This window comes from Mesobacillus campisalis, from assembly GCF_000986785.1.
GTDB classification, from domain to species: Bacteria; Bacillota; Bacilli; order Bacillales; family Cytobacillaceae; genus Mesobacillus_B; species Mesobacillus_B campisalis.
This window is the reverse complement of the sequence record NZ_LAYY01000001.1, coordinates 185,524-204,043: the sequence shown is the minus strand read 5'-3', so window position 1 is coordinate 204,043 and position 18,520 is coordinate 185,524. Positions and strand designations below refer to the sequence as shown.

At 38.1% G+C, this 18,520-nt stretch carries 15 protein-coding genes; 12 read left to right on the top strand and 3 right to left on the bottom strand.

Going from position 1 to position 18,520, the window contains the following annotated elements:
* The first annotated feature begins 50 nt into the window (after window positions 1–50).
* From WQ57_RS00855 to WQ57_RS00840, 3 genes are all read left to right on the top strand, one after another.
* Entirely contained in the window at window positions 51–1,175 is a 1,125-nt protein-coding gene (locus tag WQ57_RS00855) for an NAD(P)-binding protein (protein WP_046521810.1), read from the top strand.
* Window positions 1,172–2,071: a glycosyltransferase gene (locus WQ57_RS00850; RefSeq protein WP_046521809.1), complete on the top strand. Its 900-nt coding sequence runs from the start codon at window positions 1,172–1,174 to the stop codon at window positions 2,069–2,071. Before WQ57_RS00855 ends, WQ57_RS00850 begins: the two co-directional genes overlap by 4 nt.
* A 198-nt stretch (window positions 2,072–2,269) precedes the next feature.
* A complete protein-coding gene (locus WQ57_RS00840; RefSeq protein ID WP_046522023.1) occupies window positions 2,270–3,271 on the top strand; it encodes a glycosyltransferase family 2 protein in 1,002 nt (333 codons plus the stop codon).
* A 272-nt stretch (window positions 3,272–3,543) separates the two neighbouring features.
* On the opposite strand, the gene WQ57_RS00835 is transcribed toward WQ57_RS00840, so the two are convergent.
* Entirely contained in the window at window positions 3,544–4,824 is a 1,281-nt protein-coding gene (locus tag WQ57_RS00835; RefSeq protein WP_084820098.1) for a UDP-glucose dehydrogenase family protein, read from the bottom strand.
* 26 nt (window positions 4,825–4,850) lie between these two features.
* Window positions 4,851–5,672, bottom strand: coding sequence for a UTP--glucose-1-phosphate uridylyltransferase (locus WQ57_RS00830; protein WP_046521807.1), 822 nt, complete (start codon window positions 5,670–5,672; stop codon window positions 4,851–4,853).
* A gap of 237 nt (window positions 5,673–5,909) precedes the next feature.
* On the opposite strand from WQ57_RS00830, the gene WQ57_RS00825 reads away from it, so the two are divergent.
* The 6 genes from WQ57_RS00825 (at window position 5,910) to WQ57_RS00800 (ending at window position 12,141) form a co-directional block, all read left to right on the top strand.
* Entirely contained in the window at window positions 5,910–6,566 is a 657-nt protein-coding gene (locus WQ57_RS00825; RefSeq protein WP_046522021.1) for a PIG-L deacetylase family protein, read from the top strand.
* Window positions 6,567–6,618: 52 nt separating this feature from the next.
* Entirely contained in the window at window positions 6,619–7,434 is an 816-nt protein-coding gene (locus WQ57_RS00820) for a beta-keto acid cleavage family enzyme (protein ID WP_241481466.1), read from the top strand.
* Window positions 7,435–8,358: a UDP-3-O-(3-hydroxymyristoyl)glucosamine N-acyltransferase gene (locus WQ57_RS25630; protein WP_052948603.1), complete on the top strand. Its 924-nt coding sequence runs from the start codon at window positions 7,435–7,437 to the stop codon at window positions 8,356–8,358.
* Window positions 8,359–8,380: 22 nt separating this feature from the next.
* Window positions 8,381–9,589 carry a glycosyltransferase gene (locus tag WQ57_RS00810; protein WP_052948602.1) on the top strand — a complete coding sequence of 403 codons (1,209 nt, stop codon included), beginning with the start codon at window positions 8,381–8,383 and terminating at the stop codon, window positions 9,587–9,589.
* Window positions 9,590–9,635: 46 nt separating this feature from the next.
* A complete protein-coding gene (locus WQ57_RS00805; RefSeq protein ID WP_046521805.1) occupies window positions 9,636–10,853 on the top strand; it encodes a glycosyltransferase family 2 protein in 1,218 nt (405 codons plus the stop codon).
* Between the two features lie 94 nt (window positions 10,854–10,947).
* Complete coding sequence (locus WQ57_RS00800; protein WP_241481452.1) at window positions 10,948–12,141, top strand: carboxylate--amine ligase; 1,194 nt, start codon at window positions 10,948–10,950, stop codon at window positions 12,139–12,141.
* 117 nt (window positions 12,142–12,258) lie between these two features.
* On the opposite strand, the gene WQ57_RS00795 is transcribed toward WQ57_RS00800, so the two are convergent.
* Window positions 12,259–12,984, bottom strand: a complete 726-nt coding sequence (locus WQ57_RS00795; protein ID WP_046521804.1) for a glycosyltransferase — start codon at window positions 12,982–12,984, stop codon at window positions 12,259–12,261.
* Window positions 12,985–13,237: 253 nt separating this feature from the next.
* On the opposite strand from WQ57_RS00795, the gene WQ57_RS00790 reads away from it, so the two are divergent.
* The 3 genes from WQ57_RS00790 to WQ57_RS00780 all read left to right on the top strand — a co-directional run bounded on the left by WQ57_RS00790 (window position 13,238) and on the right by WQ57_RS00780 (window position 18,515).
* The gene (locus tag WQ57_RS00790; RefSeq protein ID WP_052948600.1) at window positions 13,238–13,936 is read left to right on the top strand and encodes a putative nucleotide-diphospho-sugar transferase; all 699 of its coding nucleotides are present in this window, start codon (window positions 13,238–13,240) and stop codon (window positions 13,934–13,936) included.
* Window positions 13,937–14,174: 238 nt separating this feature from the next.
* Window positions 14,175–17,066 carry an alginate lyase family protein gene (locus tag WQ57_RS00785; protein ID WP_052948599.1) on the top strand — a complete coding sequence of 964 codons (2,892 nt, stop codon included), beginning with the start codon at window positions 14,175–14,177 and terminating at the stop codon, window positions 17,064–17,066.
* Window positions 17,067–17,291: 225 nt separating this feature from the next.
* Entirely contained in the window at window positions 17,292–18,515 is a 1,224-nt protein-coding gene (locus WQ57_RS00780) for an ATP-grasp domain-containing protein (protein ID WP_046521803.1), read from the top strand.
* Window positions 18,516–18,520: the final 5 nt, after the last annotated feature.

Genomic DNA, 18,520 nt, shown 5'->3' with positions numbered 1-18,520 from the left:
GGTGGAAATAAAGGAGGCTATGAAGGCACCAACGGCAAAGGAGAGAATCAATGGGACACAAGGAATTTGATTATGTCATATTTGGTTCAGGTATATTTGGAATGTATGCTGCCCTCTTATTGGCTAAAAAAAACCATCATGTAGCCTTAATCGATATTGAGGATTCTCCTTTTAAAAGGGCAAGCTATATTAATCAAGCAAGGATTCATAAAGGTTATCATTATCCTAGAAGCATATCTACAGCAATAAGATCTTCTTTGAACTACCAGAGGTTTTGTAATGATTTTTCATTTGCGATAAATAATAAGTTTTCCAAAATTTACGGGATATCCGAAGCTGATTCTTTAGTAAGTCCAACCCAATTTGAAAAGTTTTGTGATTATATTGATATTCCGTTAAAGAGCATAAAGCCTGAAATTTATTTTAATAAAAAGAGAGTGGAAGCCGCTTTTGAAACAGAGGAATTTTCATTTGATTCGGCAAAAATCAGGGATTGGTTTATAGAAGAACTAAAACAAATAAAGCATGTATCCTTATTGTGGGGATTAAACTTAATTGAGGCAGAGGTTGTCAATAGCCGATATAAACTTTCGTTTAATGATGATCTTTCCATCACGACCCCCGCCGTCCTTAATGCGACCTATGCTTCCACTAATAGTATTTTGGATAAATTCAACTTATCTTTCATTCCATTAAAATATGAGTTATGCGAAATGATTCTTGTACAGCCTAATCAATTTCTTGAAAATGTTGGGTTAACGATCATGGATGGTCCTTTTCTTTCAGTTATGCCTTTTGGATTAACAGGATTTCATTCCTTATCTTCTGTCAAATATACGCCACATTGTCCTTCCAATGAACCATTACCCACATTTAAGTGCCAGGATTTCAGAGAAGATTGTACCCCTGCCGACTTGAAGAATTGTAATGATTGCCCAGTTCGACCTTTGAGCTCCTGGCCCTATATGAAACAACAGGCAAACAATTATTTTAATGAACACGTTGACTTCACTTTTGTGAAACCCTTGTTTGCGATTAAAACGATTATCTCTAGTTCCGAAATCGACGATGCAAGACCGACGCTATTCCAAATCCATAGTGAAAGTCCATTTGTTATGACTATATTATCGGGTAAGGTAAATACTATTTATGATTTAGAGGAAGTGCTGGAATGATTCAAACCTTCGTTTCTTTAATTGTTTATATTGGTGATGAAGATGAGAGTTTGATTTCTCATTTTTTGAAGACGATAACACCCTATGTAAACCAAACCTTTGCTTACTATGAAATCCTATTAATTAATGATTCAATGAAGGAACGGAATCTTTCATTGTTGGAAAAAGAAGTTAGTGATCTTAACGGTCATTTTGTCATTCTGGACTTGGCCTATCAGCATGGATTGGAGACTGGAATGATTGCAGGATTAGAAAGGGCTATGGGGGATTATGTTTTTGAAATTGACTCTATTCGCGCCAATTATCCATTTACTTTACTTGAGGAAATGTTTAAAAAAACCAAATCAGGCTATGATATAATCTTTGCACGGTCAAAGGAAAACAGTGCATTGAGTTCTTTATCAGATAAATTAGTAAACAAGCTTGTTCATTTTCCCAAGAACGTATCGAGCGGACCTTTAAAAGTGATTTCCAGAAGAGCAATTAATCAAATTTTGACCTTTGCAAGGGTTAAAAAGATTAATAAAAGTCTTTTTAGGGATTCCTTATACGCCTTGACGGAATATCCACTTTCGATCATCAAATACACCCCAATAAACAACGTGAAAATACCTCCTCAAAGCATAAATCGAATTTTTAACGCTCTTTATTTCAAATTACTTTATTTTAAATTCAGATATTTGTTAATCGCCCTGTGTTTATTCCTTATACCATGCGCTTACTTTACGGTAAGGTACAATTCTGATTTATTTATCCTTTTGGGCTTTTTGTTTTTCTTGTTTATCCATATGATGTATCTCTCATTCCTGTTAAGGAACCAATATCAATCGACCTATCAAATAAAACAGATTAAAGTCTATAAGGAAAAAGACCAAATCTTTCATATCAAGCGATGATAATTGAAACATCAAACACTTTTATCCATGATAAATTCCGCGGAAGGATTTGCCCAAGTCCTTCTTTTTTTGTATTTTCAATTGCTTCGCCTACGTTCTTTGACAATCGCTCTGCTTTTCGGGTTATCAATGAAGGGACAAAAACATATATTTGCTTCATGAATATAATGAACAAAAAATAGAAGGGAGCAATGGTTGGTGAAAGTTTCGGTAATCATGGCTGTATATAATGGGGAAGATTACTTGTGTGAAGCAGTAAACAGTATCTTAGGACAAACTTATCGTGAGTTTGAATTTCTTATTGTAAATGATGGTTCAACAGACAGAACGAAAGAATTATTAGACCAGATTACTGATACAAGAGTGAGTGTTATACATTTAAAGAAAAATGCGGGTGCAGCTGCAGCTTTAAATAGGGGAATCAAAAGCTCGACAGGAAAATGGATCGCTATTCAAGACGCAGATGATATTAGTGTTCCGACAAGATTGGAAGAACAAGTTAGATATGTAGAAGAACAACCATTATTAGTCGGTGTCGGATCATTAGTTGATTGTATTCCTGGAGTTGGAGCTTCAGACAGGAAGAGAATAAAAGCAGAGGAAGATGGCGCAAATCGTCTAAGAAAGCGAGAAGAAATTTTTCTGAAAAGGTTTTACGGCTGCTCACTAACTCATGGGTCGATGCTATTTTCCAAAAAAGTTTATACCTTGGCTGGAGGGTATAATCCCTTCTATAAGATTGCTTATGACTATGATTTATGGTTAAGGATGATGGAATATGGGGACATTGAAAAGCTTGATAAAACTCTCTATCAATGGAGAGTGAATATAAATTCATTATCCCGCTCTAATTATGTTCAAACATGTAATGAAGTATTATTAGCCTCCATTTCTGCGATCGAGAGGATGCTTTACAAGCATCTTAGGAGACCTCCCATTTTCAGCATTATAGGACCCAAGAAAGGTTTGAAACATTTTCATAGCAATGTACTACCTTTGCTAAACATATCGATCGAGAGCTATCTCCCTATAAAGGCCGATCTAAATTCAATGGTTTCGAAGCATAATCAGGGGAATATTGACGCGATTATTATTCTTGATTCTATATCTTATCATTCAAGAAGGGCGATTGAATTTCTTAATGGCAAAGGACTAAATATGAATATCCATCACTTTTTAATATGGAATGTTGTTAACTAATCGGGAGGGGCGGGATTGAAATTTTCAGTTGTAATGAGGGTCTACAATTGCATTTATGCCAGAAGCATGTTATTACGGAGAAGTACTATTTGAGGAATTAAAAAGAGATAAAAGAGTATGTAATTACTAAAGTACATGCGTATTAAGAAAAATAGGCTGGCATGAGTCCGGTTCAATACCGCATCCATACCAGCCTATTAGCTGCTTCATAAAAAACTCTAGTTTTTAAGGTCATCCCACCTTTTAAAAATTCATGTTCAAATGTGATTAAATTAGAAGTTAGCTATGCTAATATAATGATATCCTAAACCTATTATATCATCTCGATTAATTAAATTCCTTCCATCAAAAAGTAAAGGTTGCTTCATTAAATCCTTCAACTTGTGCCACTGTATATTTCGATATTCATCCCAGTCTGTACAAATGATAATAGCATCTGCATCAGCGACTGTTTCTTCGATAGTTGAATACTGGATATAGGCACTACTTTGTAACCTTACCACTGGATCATGAACCTTAACATTACAATTATGTTTGGCCAAATAATCAACGACTGTCAAACTTGGAGATTCCCTTGTATCATCTGTGTTGGCTTTAAAAGCCAATCCTAACACAGCAATGGTTTTTCCATTAAGATCTCCAACCGTATTGGTTAATTTCTCCATAAAATAAGTCGCCTGGGTCCTGTTCACCTCACTTGCACGTTCAAGGATGGAAAGATTGATTCCATTTTTGCGTGATGTGTGAAGCAAGGCCTGAACATCCTTTGGAAAACATGACCCCCCATAGCCAATACCTGCTTGAAGGAAATGAGGGCCAATCCTATGATCAAGGCCAATCCCTTTTGAAACATCGTTAATGTTTATTTCAAGTTCATCACAAAGTCTCGCCAATTCATTCATAAAGGAGATTTTTAATGCCAAAAAGGAATTGGCTGCGTATTTAATCAACTCAGCTGATTTTGGGTTCGTTTCGATAATTGGGCAAGTTACTTCTTTGTACAGTTCCTTCATTATTAATGTTGCCTTTTTGCTTGTTGATCCAATGACAACTCGGTCAGGGTGCAGCGCATCTTTCAAGGCGGATCCTTCTCTTAAAAATTCAGGGTTGGAAACAACATCAAAGGGGACTTCAGAGGGTTGATTTTCTTTAATGATGTTTGAAACGAGCTCTGCTGTTCCGACGGGAACCGTACTTTTGTTGACCACTACTTTGTATTGATTCATAAAAGATCCAATCGAGCTTGCTGCATTTTTGACATACTGTAAATCAGCGCTTCCGTTTGGGCTTTGCGGGGTTCCAACGCATAAAAAAATAACATCGTTTTCTTTAATGGCTTTCTGTGTATCCGTCGTAAAAGTAATATTTTCTAGATTTAGATGCTTTAAAAGCAAATCATTTAAACCTGGTTCGTAGAAATGGAGTTTTCCTGATTGCAGCGAATTCACTTTTCGTTCATCAAGGTCCAGTCCGGTTACTTTGTGGCCCATTTCGCAAAAAACAAGCCCAGTGGTTGTCCCGACGTACCCTGTACCAATAATCAAGATCTTCATTATTTTCCTCCATAAATTCTAAGTTGTTACTCATCGGCAGCAGCAGATGGACCGCAAATTTGATTAATAAGCTTTACATAGTCTGGAAGTGTCGCAATATCGAATCTGGTGCCAAGTATGTTCACTCCGTAGCAGGGGGCATCACTCAACATTCGTCTAATTGCATCTGTTAACTGTATTTCTCCGCCTTTTCCTGTAGGAATCTGCTCAAGTAATTGAAAAATAGCCGGTTCCAACACATACCTCCCTATCACAGCTAAATCGGACGGAGGCGAACTATCTGGTTTTTCAATAACATCGGAAATCTTAATAAAACCGTCTTTTCGACTTTCTGGTTCAACGACTCCGTATTTGTGGAGGAATTTCCTGTCTACTTTCTTTAATCCAAGAATATTGCCTTTTTGGAGATTGTATAAATCAATTAACTGCCGTAAAGCCGGTTTTGGCTCGGTAAGAATGATTTCATCCGGCAGCATCACGGCAAAAGGTTCGTTTCCAACAAACTGTTTGCCTAGAAGGATGGCATCTCCCAAACCTCTTGCATATGGTTGCCTTACATATTGGATATGAACTTTAGGAAGTTCAAGTTTCTTTAATAAATGATGTTTCCCACATGCTTCTAAATGATTCTCTAATTCTGGACAATGGTCGTAATAATCGAGAATCATATTCTTGGAACGTGAAACAACGATTAGGACCTCTTCTATCCCCGATTTAATGGCCTCATCAATAATATAGTCGATGGCGGGGCGCCCACAGATTGGCATCATTTCCTTAGGTAATACTTTTGTAATCGGTAAATTTCGCGTACCATATCCAGCCGCAGGGATAATTGCTTTTTTTACCATGTTAATCCCCTCCTTCCTAACTGTTTCCAATATATTCACTTTTGTCCGAAAAGGGGATAATTCCACATCATAAAGGGCGCTAAATAGGTGTTTATCAAGCGTATTGGTTTGCCTTGACGCTTTCCTCATCTATTTCTTATGTATCTCTAAAACTTCTAAACTCCGCAACTGTCCATTTCAAATATTGAACTTCAAACATATAAATACACATATCACAATCAGTTAGAGGTGATTATGCTGACGAAAAAAGTTCTTGTCATCGTTTCCCACCCGGATGATGAAATATTGGGGTGCGGTGGTACCATCAAAAAATTGGTGAACAATGGATACGAAGTAGTAACCGTCATTACTGCAAAGGGCCGCAAAGAAGAAGAGCACCGCATTGAAAAGTGTATGGAACGGGCTAACAAGATTCTTGGAGTTAAGGAATTTCATTTTCTTAAACTTCCTAATTTGGAGATGCATACAATCCCCCTCCACCAAATTACGAAAGAAATTGAAACGTTACTTGACATCTATAATCCTGAGATGATTCTCACTCACCATTATGGAGATTTAAATAAAGATCATCAGATCACTTACCAGGCAGTATTAACGGCTGCAAGGCCGCTTCCTGGAAAAACAATGGTTGAACTTCTTTGTTTCGAGACCGTCTCTTCGAGTGAATGGACGGAGCAAACGAATGATCGAACATTTAAGCCTAATTATTTCGTTAATATTTCGGATACCTTGCAGGATAAACTTCTTGCTCTGAAGGAGTATGATGTGGAAATGCGCCCATATCCTCATCCGCGCTCTTATGAAGGTGTTAAGTCTTTAGCCTCTGTAAGAGGGATGACAGTGGGGTTGGAACATGCCGAAGCGTTTGAAGTGATAAGAAGGATTTGGAAGTAAGGCAAAATAATATTGTCCTGATATCAAAAGAGAGGCGAAAAACTTGGAGAAAATGATAATCACTGCTGCCGTTACTGGCGGCGTTACATCAAGAAGAGATAACCCTAACCTTCCGATAACACCTGATGAAATTGCAAATGAGGTTTATGAATGCTGGAAAGCAGGGGCATCGATTGCCCATATTCATGCCCGTGAAAATGATGGTACCCCTAGCCAGCGTGTCGATCTGTATCAAGAGATAGTGGAGAAAGTTAGGGAACGGTGCGATGTGATAATCAATTTAACTACTACAGGTTGGGGGCAAAAAGGTGTTGAAGCAGACAGATGGAATCACCTTGTCTCCAGGCCTGAAATGGCGACGTTCACTCCGGGTTCCATGAACCGCAAAGATAGTGTCATGATCAATTCTCCTGCATTTGTTCGCAGGCTTGCTGAAAAGATAAATGAATACAAAATAAAACCCGAAATAGAGATTTTTGATTTTGGAATGATTGACCAAGCTTTAAAGCTGGCTAAATCAGGACTATTGCAAGAGCCTTTACACTTCCAGTTTGTTCTGGGGGTTCCAGGAGGTATTCCTGCCAATGCCAAGAACTTTCTTCATTTAAAAGAGAGCATTCCATCCAATAGCACCTGGTCAATTGCAGCTGTGGGCAAGGGGCAGTTACCCATGAATTTATTAGGCATTATTCAAGGGGGGCATATTAGAACCGGGCTGGAAGATAACGTTTATTTCAAATACGGTGAGCTGGCAAAGAATAATGTACAGCTAGTAGAAAGGTTGGCACAGTATGCGGCTGACCTGAACAGGGAAATTGCCACACCAAAAGAAGCCAGGAGGATTCTCGGAATTGGGGATGATTCTTAGATGGAGATGAATCTTAAACTAGATACTCTATTAGAATTCTTAAGAGTTAACAAATTGCTTACCCAACCGACCATAGGAGAAATGAACAAAGACTTTGTCATTACAGGTTTTTCTTCAATCTATGATTCAAAAGCAAACACGTTATCAAGGATGGAAGCCCAGACTTTTGAGTGGTCGAGTATAAAAAGTGCAGCTGTACTATGCTCCTTAAATGCTGTTGTACCAAAAGATGCAGGAATCGTTTTTATCCCCGTTGAAAACCCGAGGGATACATTTGCTATTGTGGTGAATGAGTTTTATCCCAAGCCAGCATTAACAGGTATATCCGATACAGCAGTCATTAGCCAGAATAATGTTCAAATAGGCAGAAATGTATATATTGGTCATGGCGTCATCATAGGGGATAACGTGTGTATCGGTGAAGAAACAAAGATTTTTCACAACGTGGTTATCGGCAATGATGTATCTATCGGTTCCAATTGCATCATCCACAGCGGAACTGTGATAGGGGCAGATGGCTTTGGTTATCAAAAGAACTTGCAAGGAGAATATGTGAAATTCCCTCATCTTGGAGGAGTTCAATTAGGTGATTATGTTGAAGTAGGAAGTAATACAGTAATAGCTAGAGGCAAGTTATCGGATACAGTCATAAAGAAGAATGTTAAGATTGGCAACTTAAATCACATATCTCATGATGTGGTCATTCATGAACATGGCATGATTACCCACCAAACGCATTTGGGGGGAAATACAACCGTTATGCAAAACAGCTGGATTGCTCCTGGAGTTATCTTAAAACAAGGAATTACGATTGGAGAAGGTTCGCTTGCCGGAATGGGATCGGTAGTTATTAGAGATGTAAATGCTTTTGATACGGTGGCCGGGATACCGGCTAAACCGATAAACAAAAAGGATAGCAAATAGTATTTTAGGGGGAGGTGAACATATGGATGTAAGTATAATCATGCCATCCTTTAACCGATATTCTCAATTACTCCTAAGTTTATATGCGTTGGAGAAACAGACCTTTGATTTATCAAAAATGGAAGTAATTTTAATTGATGATGGTTCTACAGATCATACCCCGCATCTTAAAGATTATCAGCCCCATTATAAATTTAAATATATTCGTAACAGTGAAAATCTCGGCCTGGCAGCTTCTCGAAATAAAGGAATCAAGGAGGCTAAAGGGGAGATTATTATTATTTTGGATTCTGAAATGATCATTGATCCGGAATATGTAAAAAATAACTATCGACACCATCTCAAAGAGGAAAATACCGTTGTGATTGGCGGTGGCGTTGGTGTAAAACTGTATTCTCACCTTTTCCCTGAGCTTAATTCTTCGCAAATAAAAGACCTAAAGGTTCTCGCCAAAAAAAGCAAAAAGGTAAGAGCACGATTAAAACAGGTGATGAAAGGCGAAAAACTTCAGCCGTTTACCCGTAAAATAAACGATCCAATTCCTCTTCTAGGAAAAAAGGATATTGCAAACTTCCGAAGTTTAGCTCCGTATACTGTACAAAAAAAACTAACGAAAAATATACTGAAGGGGCTGGGAGATCGTTTGGAAACCAGTCCAATAGCGTGGATGGCTTGTTTGGGCAATATTTCTTTAAGAAGAGATCTAATCATAAAAACAGGAGGATATGACCAAAACTTTACCCAATGGGGGGAGGAAGACAGGGAGTTTGCTTACCGGCTGTATAAAGCTGGAGCAAAATTTAAAGTTGACCCCAAATTGAAACGGTACCACCAAGAACATCCTGTATCTCGAAACAAGAAAAAGAAATGGTGGAAAAACATCGTGTATTTTCAACAAAAACATCCAACTCTGGATGTTTGTATAAGATCTCTTAAATTTATTAAAAAATTTGATTATGTTTTTGTGGAAAAAATATTAAACGAAAATACATTACTTTTGGGTGAGTTTCCTGGAAAATATACTGACTTTCAAGATTCTATTATTTCTATGCTCCAGGAAATCATAAAATTAAAAGCACGAAAAAAATCCACAAAGAATCTTCTGGTGAAGACAGGTATTGAAGCAGACAATATAAGGATGGAACGAATCATGCTACAAAGAAGTGAACTTGAATCCTTAAAGAATTATAGTCATTTAATCGAATTATTTGACTTGCTTGTTGCTCATTAAAAATTTTTAAAACGGTTTTAAGAAAACTGGTGAAAGGGGTCATAATATGGATGTTAGCATAATCATTCCATCCTTTAACCGTTACCCTTTAAATTTGTTTTGTCTATTCTCATTGGAAAATCAAACGTATGATCTGGCCAAGATGGAAGTCATATTAATAGATGATTCTTCTACCGATGAAACCCCCCTCCTTAAAGAGTTCTCTCCAGATTATAATTTTAAGTACATTCGCAATAAATCTAATTTAGGCCTGCCAGCCACCAGGAATAAAGGACTTCGGATAGCACGGGGTAAAGTTGTTATGTTTTTGGATGCGGAAATGATTGTTGATGCAAAATATGTAGAAAATCATTTAAAACATCATCAATCAATAGATAATGCAGTAGTAATTGGAGGGAGGAAACGACATAAACTGTATTCTTGTCTCTTTCCAGGTTTTAATTCTAAACAAACAAAAGATCTTTCCAGGCTACTTAAACGGAAACCCACCAGAAGCTGGTTTTCGAAGCGACTCGGGAAAGAGATGCATTCAAAAAAAATTGGTCGATATGTAAAACAATTAAATTCGCCAATTGTTCTTTTAGAAAAGGAAGACATCGGAAACTTTTCGCAATTAGAAAGGCTGTCCATCGCAAAGAAGCATACAAATAATGTTCTGGAGCAATTAGGTGAACATTTTGATTCTAGTCATTTAAATTGGCTGGCCTGTGTTGGCAACCTATCTGTAAAAAAAGACACAATTGACATGATTGGTGGATATGATGAGGATTATAAGGGATGGGGAACAGAAGACCATGATTTGGCTTTCCGATTAAAAAAAGCTGGTGTTACGTTTATTGTAGAACCGGAACTGATTCGCTATCACCAGGAGCACCCCATAGTGTCGGGCTACTTAAAGCAAGGAAAAAAGAACCGGGTACTTTTTCAAAAAAAGCATCCAGTTCTGGATGTTTGCATCAGGTCCTTAAAATCTATTCAAAAAGAAGACTATAAGTTTATGGATTCCATCATGAATGAACATTATTCCCTAAAAAGGAAGTTCCCTGGAAAGTATGAAGAATTCAACCAATGTATTGTAGAGTTACTGCAAGAAGCAGCGATTTTGGATTCCCAGGGCAAGCCGGTCATAAATTTAATGCAGAGTGCCGGTATCCAGGAAGACCGGAAAAGAAAAGACCGAATTATCCATCAAAGAAATGAAATTGATTCCCACGAACAATATCCGCATTTAATTAAACTATTTGATTTGTTGAATAATAGATAAAAATCCGCCATCCAAAAAGTAACGAGAGTAATAGAAATAATAGGTAAAATCGATTTTATCAATTCCTATACTTTGAGTTTAGGAGTGAATATCTTTGAAAATCTCAAAGAATAATCAACCAATGCATGACCTCCCTGCAGTTGTTTTGGATTTAAGTATCAATGGTCTAGGGATAATCCGCAGTTTAAAACAAAAAGGCATTAAAGTTTATGCATATGATGTTTTTTCAAAATATAAAAAAGGAAAAACTCTCCACGCCCAATGTGGACCTTGTCCACATCCAATATTCGAAGAAGATAAACTGTTAGACCACCTTATTAAAACGGGGGGAAATTTGAAACGAAAAGCTGTCCTGTTCGCAGGATCCGATGATTATGTTTTTTTTATCTCCAAGTTCAGAGAACAGTTAACTGAACACTTTTTATTCAATATGCCAGATCATTCCCTAATTCAATCTGTATTAGATAAACGGCAAACGTATAACCTGGCTCTTAAGCATAACATACCTACCCCGAAAACCTTTTTTATTGAACATCCAGACCAACTGGAAGATATTATCGCTGATTTTGTTTTTCCGTGTATATTAAAACCTGTATTCTCAGCTGATTACCGTAAGCGGATGAACAAAAAGGCCATCATTATTGAAAGCGCCTCTCAATTAAGAACCTTGTACCCGTTTTATGCACAATTCGGTGAATTAATGATACAGGAATTCATCCCCGGTGACGATCATTGTGTTTACGAAATAGCCACTCTTTTTAATGAACACATGGATTTACTCGGTGTGTTCTCCAGCCAAAAACTTCAACAATATCCACCCATATTTGGATCAGGCGTCCTTGTTTTGAGCAAAAGGAATGAAGAGCTCATCAATTTGGGGGTGTCATTCTTTAAAACACTAAATTTTGTTGGTTTGGCTCATGCCGAATATAAAATAGATCCACGGGACGGAATCCTGAAATTTATCGAAATAAATGCCCGGACAACTGTATCCAACAGTTTGGCATACGCATCAGGTATAGATTTTTCCTATTTATATTACCTAATGGCAACCGGCCAAAATCCTTCAAAAAAATTAAATCAAACGGAAGGGATAAAATGGGTCCATTCTCCGCGATATTTGTTAGGTTTTTTGGAGAAACGTAAAAAGGGCAGTATGAACTTTGGTAAATGGATAAAATCTTTTGCCGGCGTAAAATCATTTGCATCATTTCGTTTCAATGATCCAATGCCATTTATACGCGGAGTCATTTCTGATTTCAAATATGCATGGAAAAGCAGGAGGTAACAAGGGTTCTGGCATAAAATGCATTTATAAGTGCCATCCAAGCCGAATGTAATAGAAAAAGGGCTGTTCAAAGATTTGAACAGCCCTTTTCTTTTATGGAGACAAATGACTGACCTACTATTCCTTATTTTCTTTACTAAATCCAATGCCGATTGGCCTCGTAATCTTTGGAATGTAGTTTTTCACTTTTCCAATTACTTTACTCTTTTTTATAAGTGCTTTATTTGATCTTGCGAATGTATGGGAATTGCTATCTGAGCGTCTTAGATAGACGTAATTGTACCTGCTGGTTGTATGGATTCTAACATTCTTCTCTTTGCATCTTTTTACAAATTTGCTGTCTGTACCTGAACCCTTCCTTGAGGGAAATTTCAACTCCGGATAAAGTTCCTTTTTAAAGATAAGTGTGCCTCCTTTTAGCGAACTCTTCCCCGGTTTATTTTCACTTCCTATTTGGCGGATTGTTAGAAGTTTCTTCTCCTCAAAGTACATGAAGGATTTTCCTTTTCCTACTAATTGTGCGTCGGTTTTTTCAAAAATCTCCATCGCCTCTGGTAAATAGTAGGGTGAGTAGTAATCATCATCATCTATCTTTGCAACAAGATCATAGTTAGCTTTCTCAATGCCAAAATTTAAGCATTCGCCCAGCGTTTTTTCTTCCGGAAGCTGGTATACCGAAACATTGGAATATTCTTGTGCCCGTTCCTTCCATTTATTAATATCCATATTATCATTATTTAATATGATGATTAATTCTTTGTCAGCCCATAGTTGTCTATCAAAGTTTTCAAATATATTATTCATCATTTTCTCCCGTATTGTACAGGCAATTAGCGATACCAATACTTCAGACCTCCCATAAAGTTCTCCTCATATTATATGATTTCAAGTCGGTCAAAGTGAGTTGGTTTCCGGAAAATGGACTTCGTTCGTGAAAGCAAGGCTAACCCAGGTAAAACAGACTGGTGTCCATATAAACAGTGGATAAACACCTAAGCAAGATATCCAGCGAGTGAATACACTGAATATACAGCGGATTGAAAAATATTTTATGAGAGCTGCTGTGAAGTAAGGGAACTCATAAAGGAGAGATAAAATGATCCCATCGTACGATTTTAGGTTAAAGCCTAAAAGTAATATGGTTATTTGTTGTTTAGCAACAGGTACAGACCATGTGGCTTCAATGGAAATAATGAAACCAACGGTTGAATATTACGGCCAACTTCATAACATTGATACTTTGTTTTTTAAAGAACTCCTTCTTCCGGAGCAAGAGGCTAAAAAACATAAAGTAATCCTTTTATACAATCTATTAAAATACTATGAAATTGTAATGTGGATGGATGCCGATACCATAATCGTGGATCCAACGGAGGACATACGGAAAGAATTATCATCCAATCATGTTGTTTATATGACTAGTTATTTCGGAAGAGATCCTCTGTTTCCTAATAGCGGTGTTATCGTCGTTAAACGGGATCCTGCAGCGCTGGAGATTTTAGAGCATATTTGGAAGTTTAAAAAGAAGCGTCGCAAGGGCTGGTGGGATCAACAAGCATTTTTAAACCTTCTGGGCTATAAGAACAGAAATGTAAAAATACAATCCTATGAAGGCCCAACAAAATACACCTCGAAAGTTGGACCCTTACATCTTAAGTGGAATAGCAGACCTAATCGTAAAGATGTTGCCCAAAAACCCAATATCATGCATCACTGTGGTCTTCGATGGGAGACAAGACTAAAAAGAATGAAAAAGAGCTACCGGCAATTTTTAAGGAATATCCAATCGAATTAAACCATTTGAGTTTTTAAGAGTGATATCCCTGTGTTGACCCTTATATTACGTGATAAACATTTTCCTCTTTGAATCTGTAATATCAGGATAGGATGGTGATACAGTGAAAAAAAACAATAGTAAGAGGGGTTCGGCCCGAAGTCCAAAGTCCCTATCAAGCAAGAAGGGAAATCCAGCTATAATACAACACAATCACAAAGAGAGTGCGAGATTAAAAGAGGAATATAAGGATAAAGGTTTGGACAAAGTTGAAGATACCTTTGTTCTTTACAGAATAATTGGAAATGATTTATATCCAAGACACAGAAAAGGGCAAACCCGTGAAAATTTAAAATTTGTGCTTGAGAATGAACCTAAACTCGAAGATTGTGAGAAACGATGGGTTGTTAACCGGATTATTGATCGAGAGGAAGAAGAGGCAATCATAAAACTCCTGCAGGAGCATAATCAAAAATACATCCATCTGCCATTTTATGAAGGTGAATATCAAAGAATTGGCTGGGATACTAATTGCTTTAAAAAACCTGGATTCCTTGCAACAAAAGAATTTGAAAATCTGAATGCTGAACAAAAGAACAATGCAATTGCAGCAGCCTATAGGCTGAAAAACAATTATGTAATGAACGTGAATGGTGCCCGGAATATCGCACTGCGCGATGGTAAAATGCGTGCAAAATGGGTACTTCCTTGGGATGGCAATTGTTTTATCACTTCTTCCGCATGGGATGAAATTCGTAAAGATATAGGAAAGTCACCATACCTGAAATACTTTGCAGTCCCAATGGCTAGAGTTTTAGATAACTCTCAGTTAGTCTCAGAAAATTTCACCCCAACCCCGGTTGAAGAACCGCAATTAATCTTTAGAAGGGATTCGAAAGAGGAATTCAACGAGAGGTTTCCATATGGCCGGCGGGACAAAGTTGAATTAATCTGGAGGCTGGGTATTCCAGGTAAATGGGACAAGTGGAAAGACGAACCATGGGACCAAGTTCGAAGTTCAAAATCAGCCGAAGAAGGGCAATTTGGATTTGCAGGATGGGTAGCCAGAATGTTTTCAGGAAAAAAGGTGCTGGAGAAGGATACAAAACAGAGTTTTAAGCAAAGAGGTCTTGCTCGAACAGAGGCCATCATTAACACCATCCGCGCGATAGACAGAGAAAAGATAGCAAAACGAAAAAGCGGGCGAGAGTTACTATTTTATCAGATGGACATACTCGAGGAGGAGAAGAGTATGTTTCTTGATGGTGCCGAAATGCCTTTGATTACCAGACTTTTAGATGATGCTGAAGAGGCGTTAACAAGGGAGCCGTATTCAGTCACTGATAAAAAGTCGCTTCCGCCTAGCGGGATCATTAACGATTATTGGCACCCTGCACCATACTGGTGGCCAAATAAAAAGAAAAATGATGGTCTGCCTTATGTTAGGCGGGACGGGAGGAGAGTTCCAGGAACAAAGCTGTATGAGCCTGAAAGTGATAAATATGACCGAACTCGCCTGCAAAGGGTGTTTGATGATTCTATTACACTTGCCCTAGCCTGGTTTTTTACTGGTAAAAAGAAATATGCAGAACATGGTTCACGAATTCTTTATCGATTCTTTGTTAATCCTGCTACCAAAATGAATCCGCATTTAAAATATGCTCAAGTTAGAAAAGGCAGAAATAACAATCAGGGGACCAGCAAAGGGATTATTGAAATGAAGGATATCTACTTTTATCTGGATGCTGTCCGCCTTTTTTGCAAGGCGAATACGATTCCTGAAGAACACCTTGTTCTTTTTAAAGGCTGGCTGTCAAGTTATCTAGATTGGCTCATCAATTCGCCTCAAGGGAAGGGGGAACGCCTATCGGACAATAACCATGGAACCTATTATGATTTGCAGGTTGCCGCTATTTCGGACTTCCTTGAGGATTACCCGGTTTTGTTTGAAGCAATTGTAAGAGCACAATCAAGGATAGAAACACAATTTGCGCCAGATGGTGCACAGCCGAAAGAGCTGGTTCGGACCCAGCCCGCCCACTACTGTTGTTTTAACCTGCAAGGCTGGATCTATATGACCGAAATTGCTGAAAGATACGGAACGGACTTATGGGCTTACCAATCCCGCAAAGGGTCGAACTTAATAAAGGCTGTCCAGTGGCTCCTGTCGCATGCTGGTAAAAAGTGGCCAGATAAACTGATTGATGAATTCGATGAAGAACGATATCTTCCCATTTGGTTTTATGCGCCTCAGGAATCCAGATTAAAACTAAAAAAACCCTTTTTCCATCGTTCAAAGTATTCTGTGAAAACCCGCTTTTTTCCGCATGACGGAGTGCGCCCTTACTGGAATATTGGGAAGGCAGAGGTAAAGAGAAATTATAAATTTGTTAACAAACATCCGAGCTTTGTTTTTGGAATTCCTCTTAGGGCTAAAACAGTGTCCAAGGACTGGAAAAAAGTTTGTGAGAATCTAGAAACCACGTTATATTCTCTTTCCCGGCAAAAAAATAAAAATTTTGTTATTTATCTTGCAGCTCATGAATATCCGCCAGTCAATTATTTTGGCCTTGATGTACGAGTGCTCTTGGCTCCTTTTCCAGTTCCAAAAAATATAAAGGAAATTGGCCGGGATAAAGGGAGAAAAAAACAAATGATTGGAACGGCATTGAGGCAATCAGGGTATGAATCCCTTTATTATATGCATTTAGACGCAGATGATATTTTGGACCCATCATTGGTTGAAACTGTTTTGAAGGATGATAATAAAAGGGGATATCTAATCACAAAAGGTTATATGTATGATGTAAGAAATAAATTGATCGCCCGGTGTAATTCGTTTTGGCGGAAAAGTGGTTCGTGCGCAATCATGTACTTCAAAAAAGATGAATTCCCTTTACATTATAAAGACAGGAATAATTATTTTTCGAAATTTGTACGCCATAAGAACTTTAAAACTGTCGCCGAAGAATACGGCAGAAAGCTGGAACCCTTGACAGGCCGAATGGCTGTGTACATGGTTAATCATGGGGAAAATACAAGGAAATATAGAGGCAAAGGGAATCGTCAACAAGCATACGTTAAGAAAAATCAGATAAAAAACAGGAGAAGAATCCAAAAAATAAGGAAACGTTTTCCGGAACTGTTTTAAATATAGATTCATATGTCCTGGCTTTTTAATGCTGGAAATCTTAAAGGGGACCGTACATATCGGTTCCCTTTTACTTTGTGCCATAAAGCTTTAAAACAATTAGCCTCTAATTATTATATCTCACCAAAAGCCTTCTTACATACGGTTCCGTGGTACATACACCATAAAAAGGAAATTGAATAAGGTAATTAGGAACTCCTTTTAAGAATATTGGAGGATGAAAACATGGATACCATTATCTTTATCGGAAGCAACAAATCCGGAACAAGCAGGGAAGCCATTAAAGCAGCAGAACAGATGGGTTTATTTACAGTCCTTTTTACAGATAGGCCAAAATTTATCGAACAAAGAAAAGAATTTCCAGATGTACACCAGATGATCCATCTTGAAGATTTACAGAACATGGAAAGTCTTAAAGGCGAACTTGATTTACTGAAGAAACAGGGTAAAAATATCAGAGGCTGCCTAAGTTTGGTGGATCCCTTTGTGTATACTGCGACACTCCTGTCATCCGAAATGGGCCTTAGTCACCCGCCGCCCTCGGCAATTTATAAAATGGAGGAGAAAACCAGGTTTAGGAAAGCACTGCAAGGCCTGGACTTGAATCCATTTTTTATCGTCATACCACTAGAGGAACCAGCTGAAAAAGTTGCGGAACGATTAGAACATTCTCTTCCCCTCATTGTTAAATCTCCCCAGTCTAATGGCTCAAAGGATGTCATTTTAGCTGAATCAAAGAGAGAGCTTGAACAAGGGATCCAATTATTAAGGAAACAGTTTCCTGGTCAGGCTATTTTAATAGAAGAATATTTAATTGGGCCTCAATATTTAATCGAAGTTCTTGTATGGGAGGGAAAGGTTCATATAGTTGGTGTTATCGAACAGTTTATCTCCAAAAAGGATCGGTTTATTGTAACAGGCTATCACTATCCGGCTTCTCTTAGTAAAACGCAGCACGAGAAGCTTAAAACTGTTATAGAGAAAGTGCTTGCAACCTTGGATATGACCTTGGGTTCCTGCCATTTGGAAATGAGGTGGGTGAACGGGGAGTGGAAGCTTGTTGAAATCAATCCAAGGGTTTCGGGCGGTGCCATGAATCAAATCCTGTTTGAAGGCTCAGGTATCAATCTTGTGCAGGAGATTATCAAAATCCACCTTGGAGAGGAACCTGACCTGACACATGGAAAACTTAGACATGTATTTGCCCAATTTATTACAGTCGCAGCTCGGGGGATGCTCTTGAGGGTTACAGGGAAGAATCGCGCCTTATCCCTTGAGGGTGTGAAAGAGGTTTATGTAAAACCGCGAAAAGGGGCTATTTTAACACCTCCCTATTCATTAGGCGACCGATATGCTTATGTGATTGCTTCTGGAGAGAGTTACTCTGAAGCAAAGGAGACTGCTGAAATGGCAGCAAAGGAAATTAAATTTTTCATGGAACCCCTGTAAAGGGA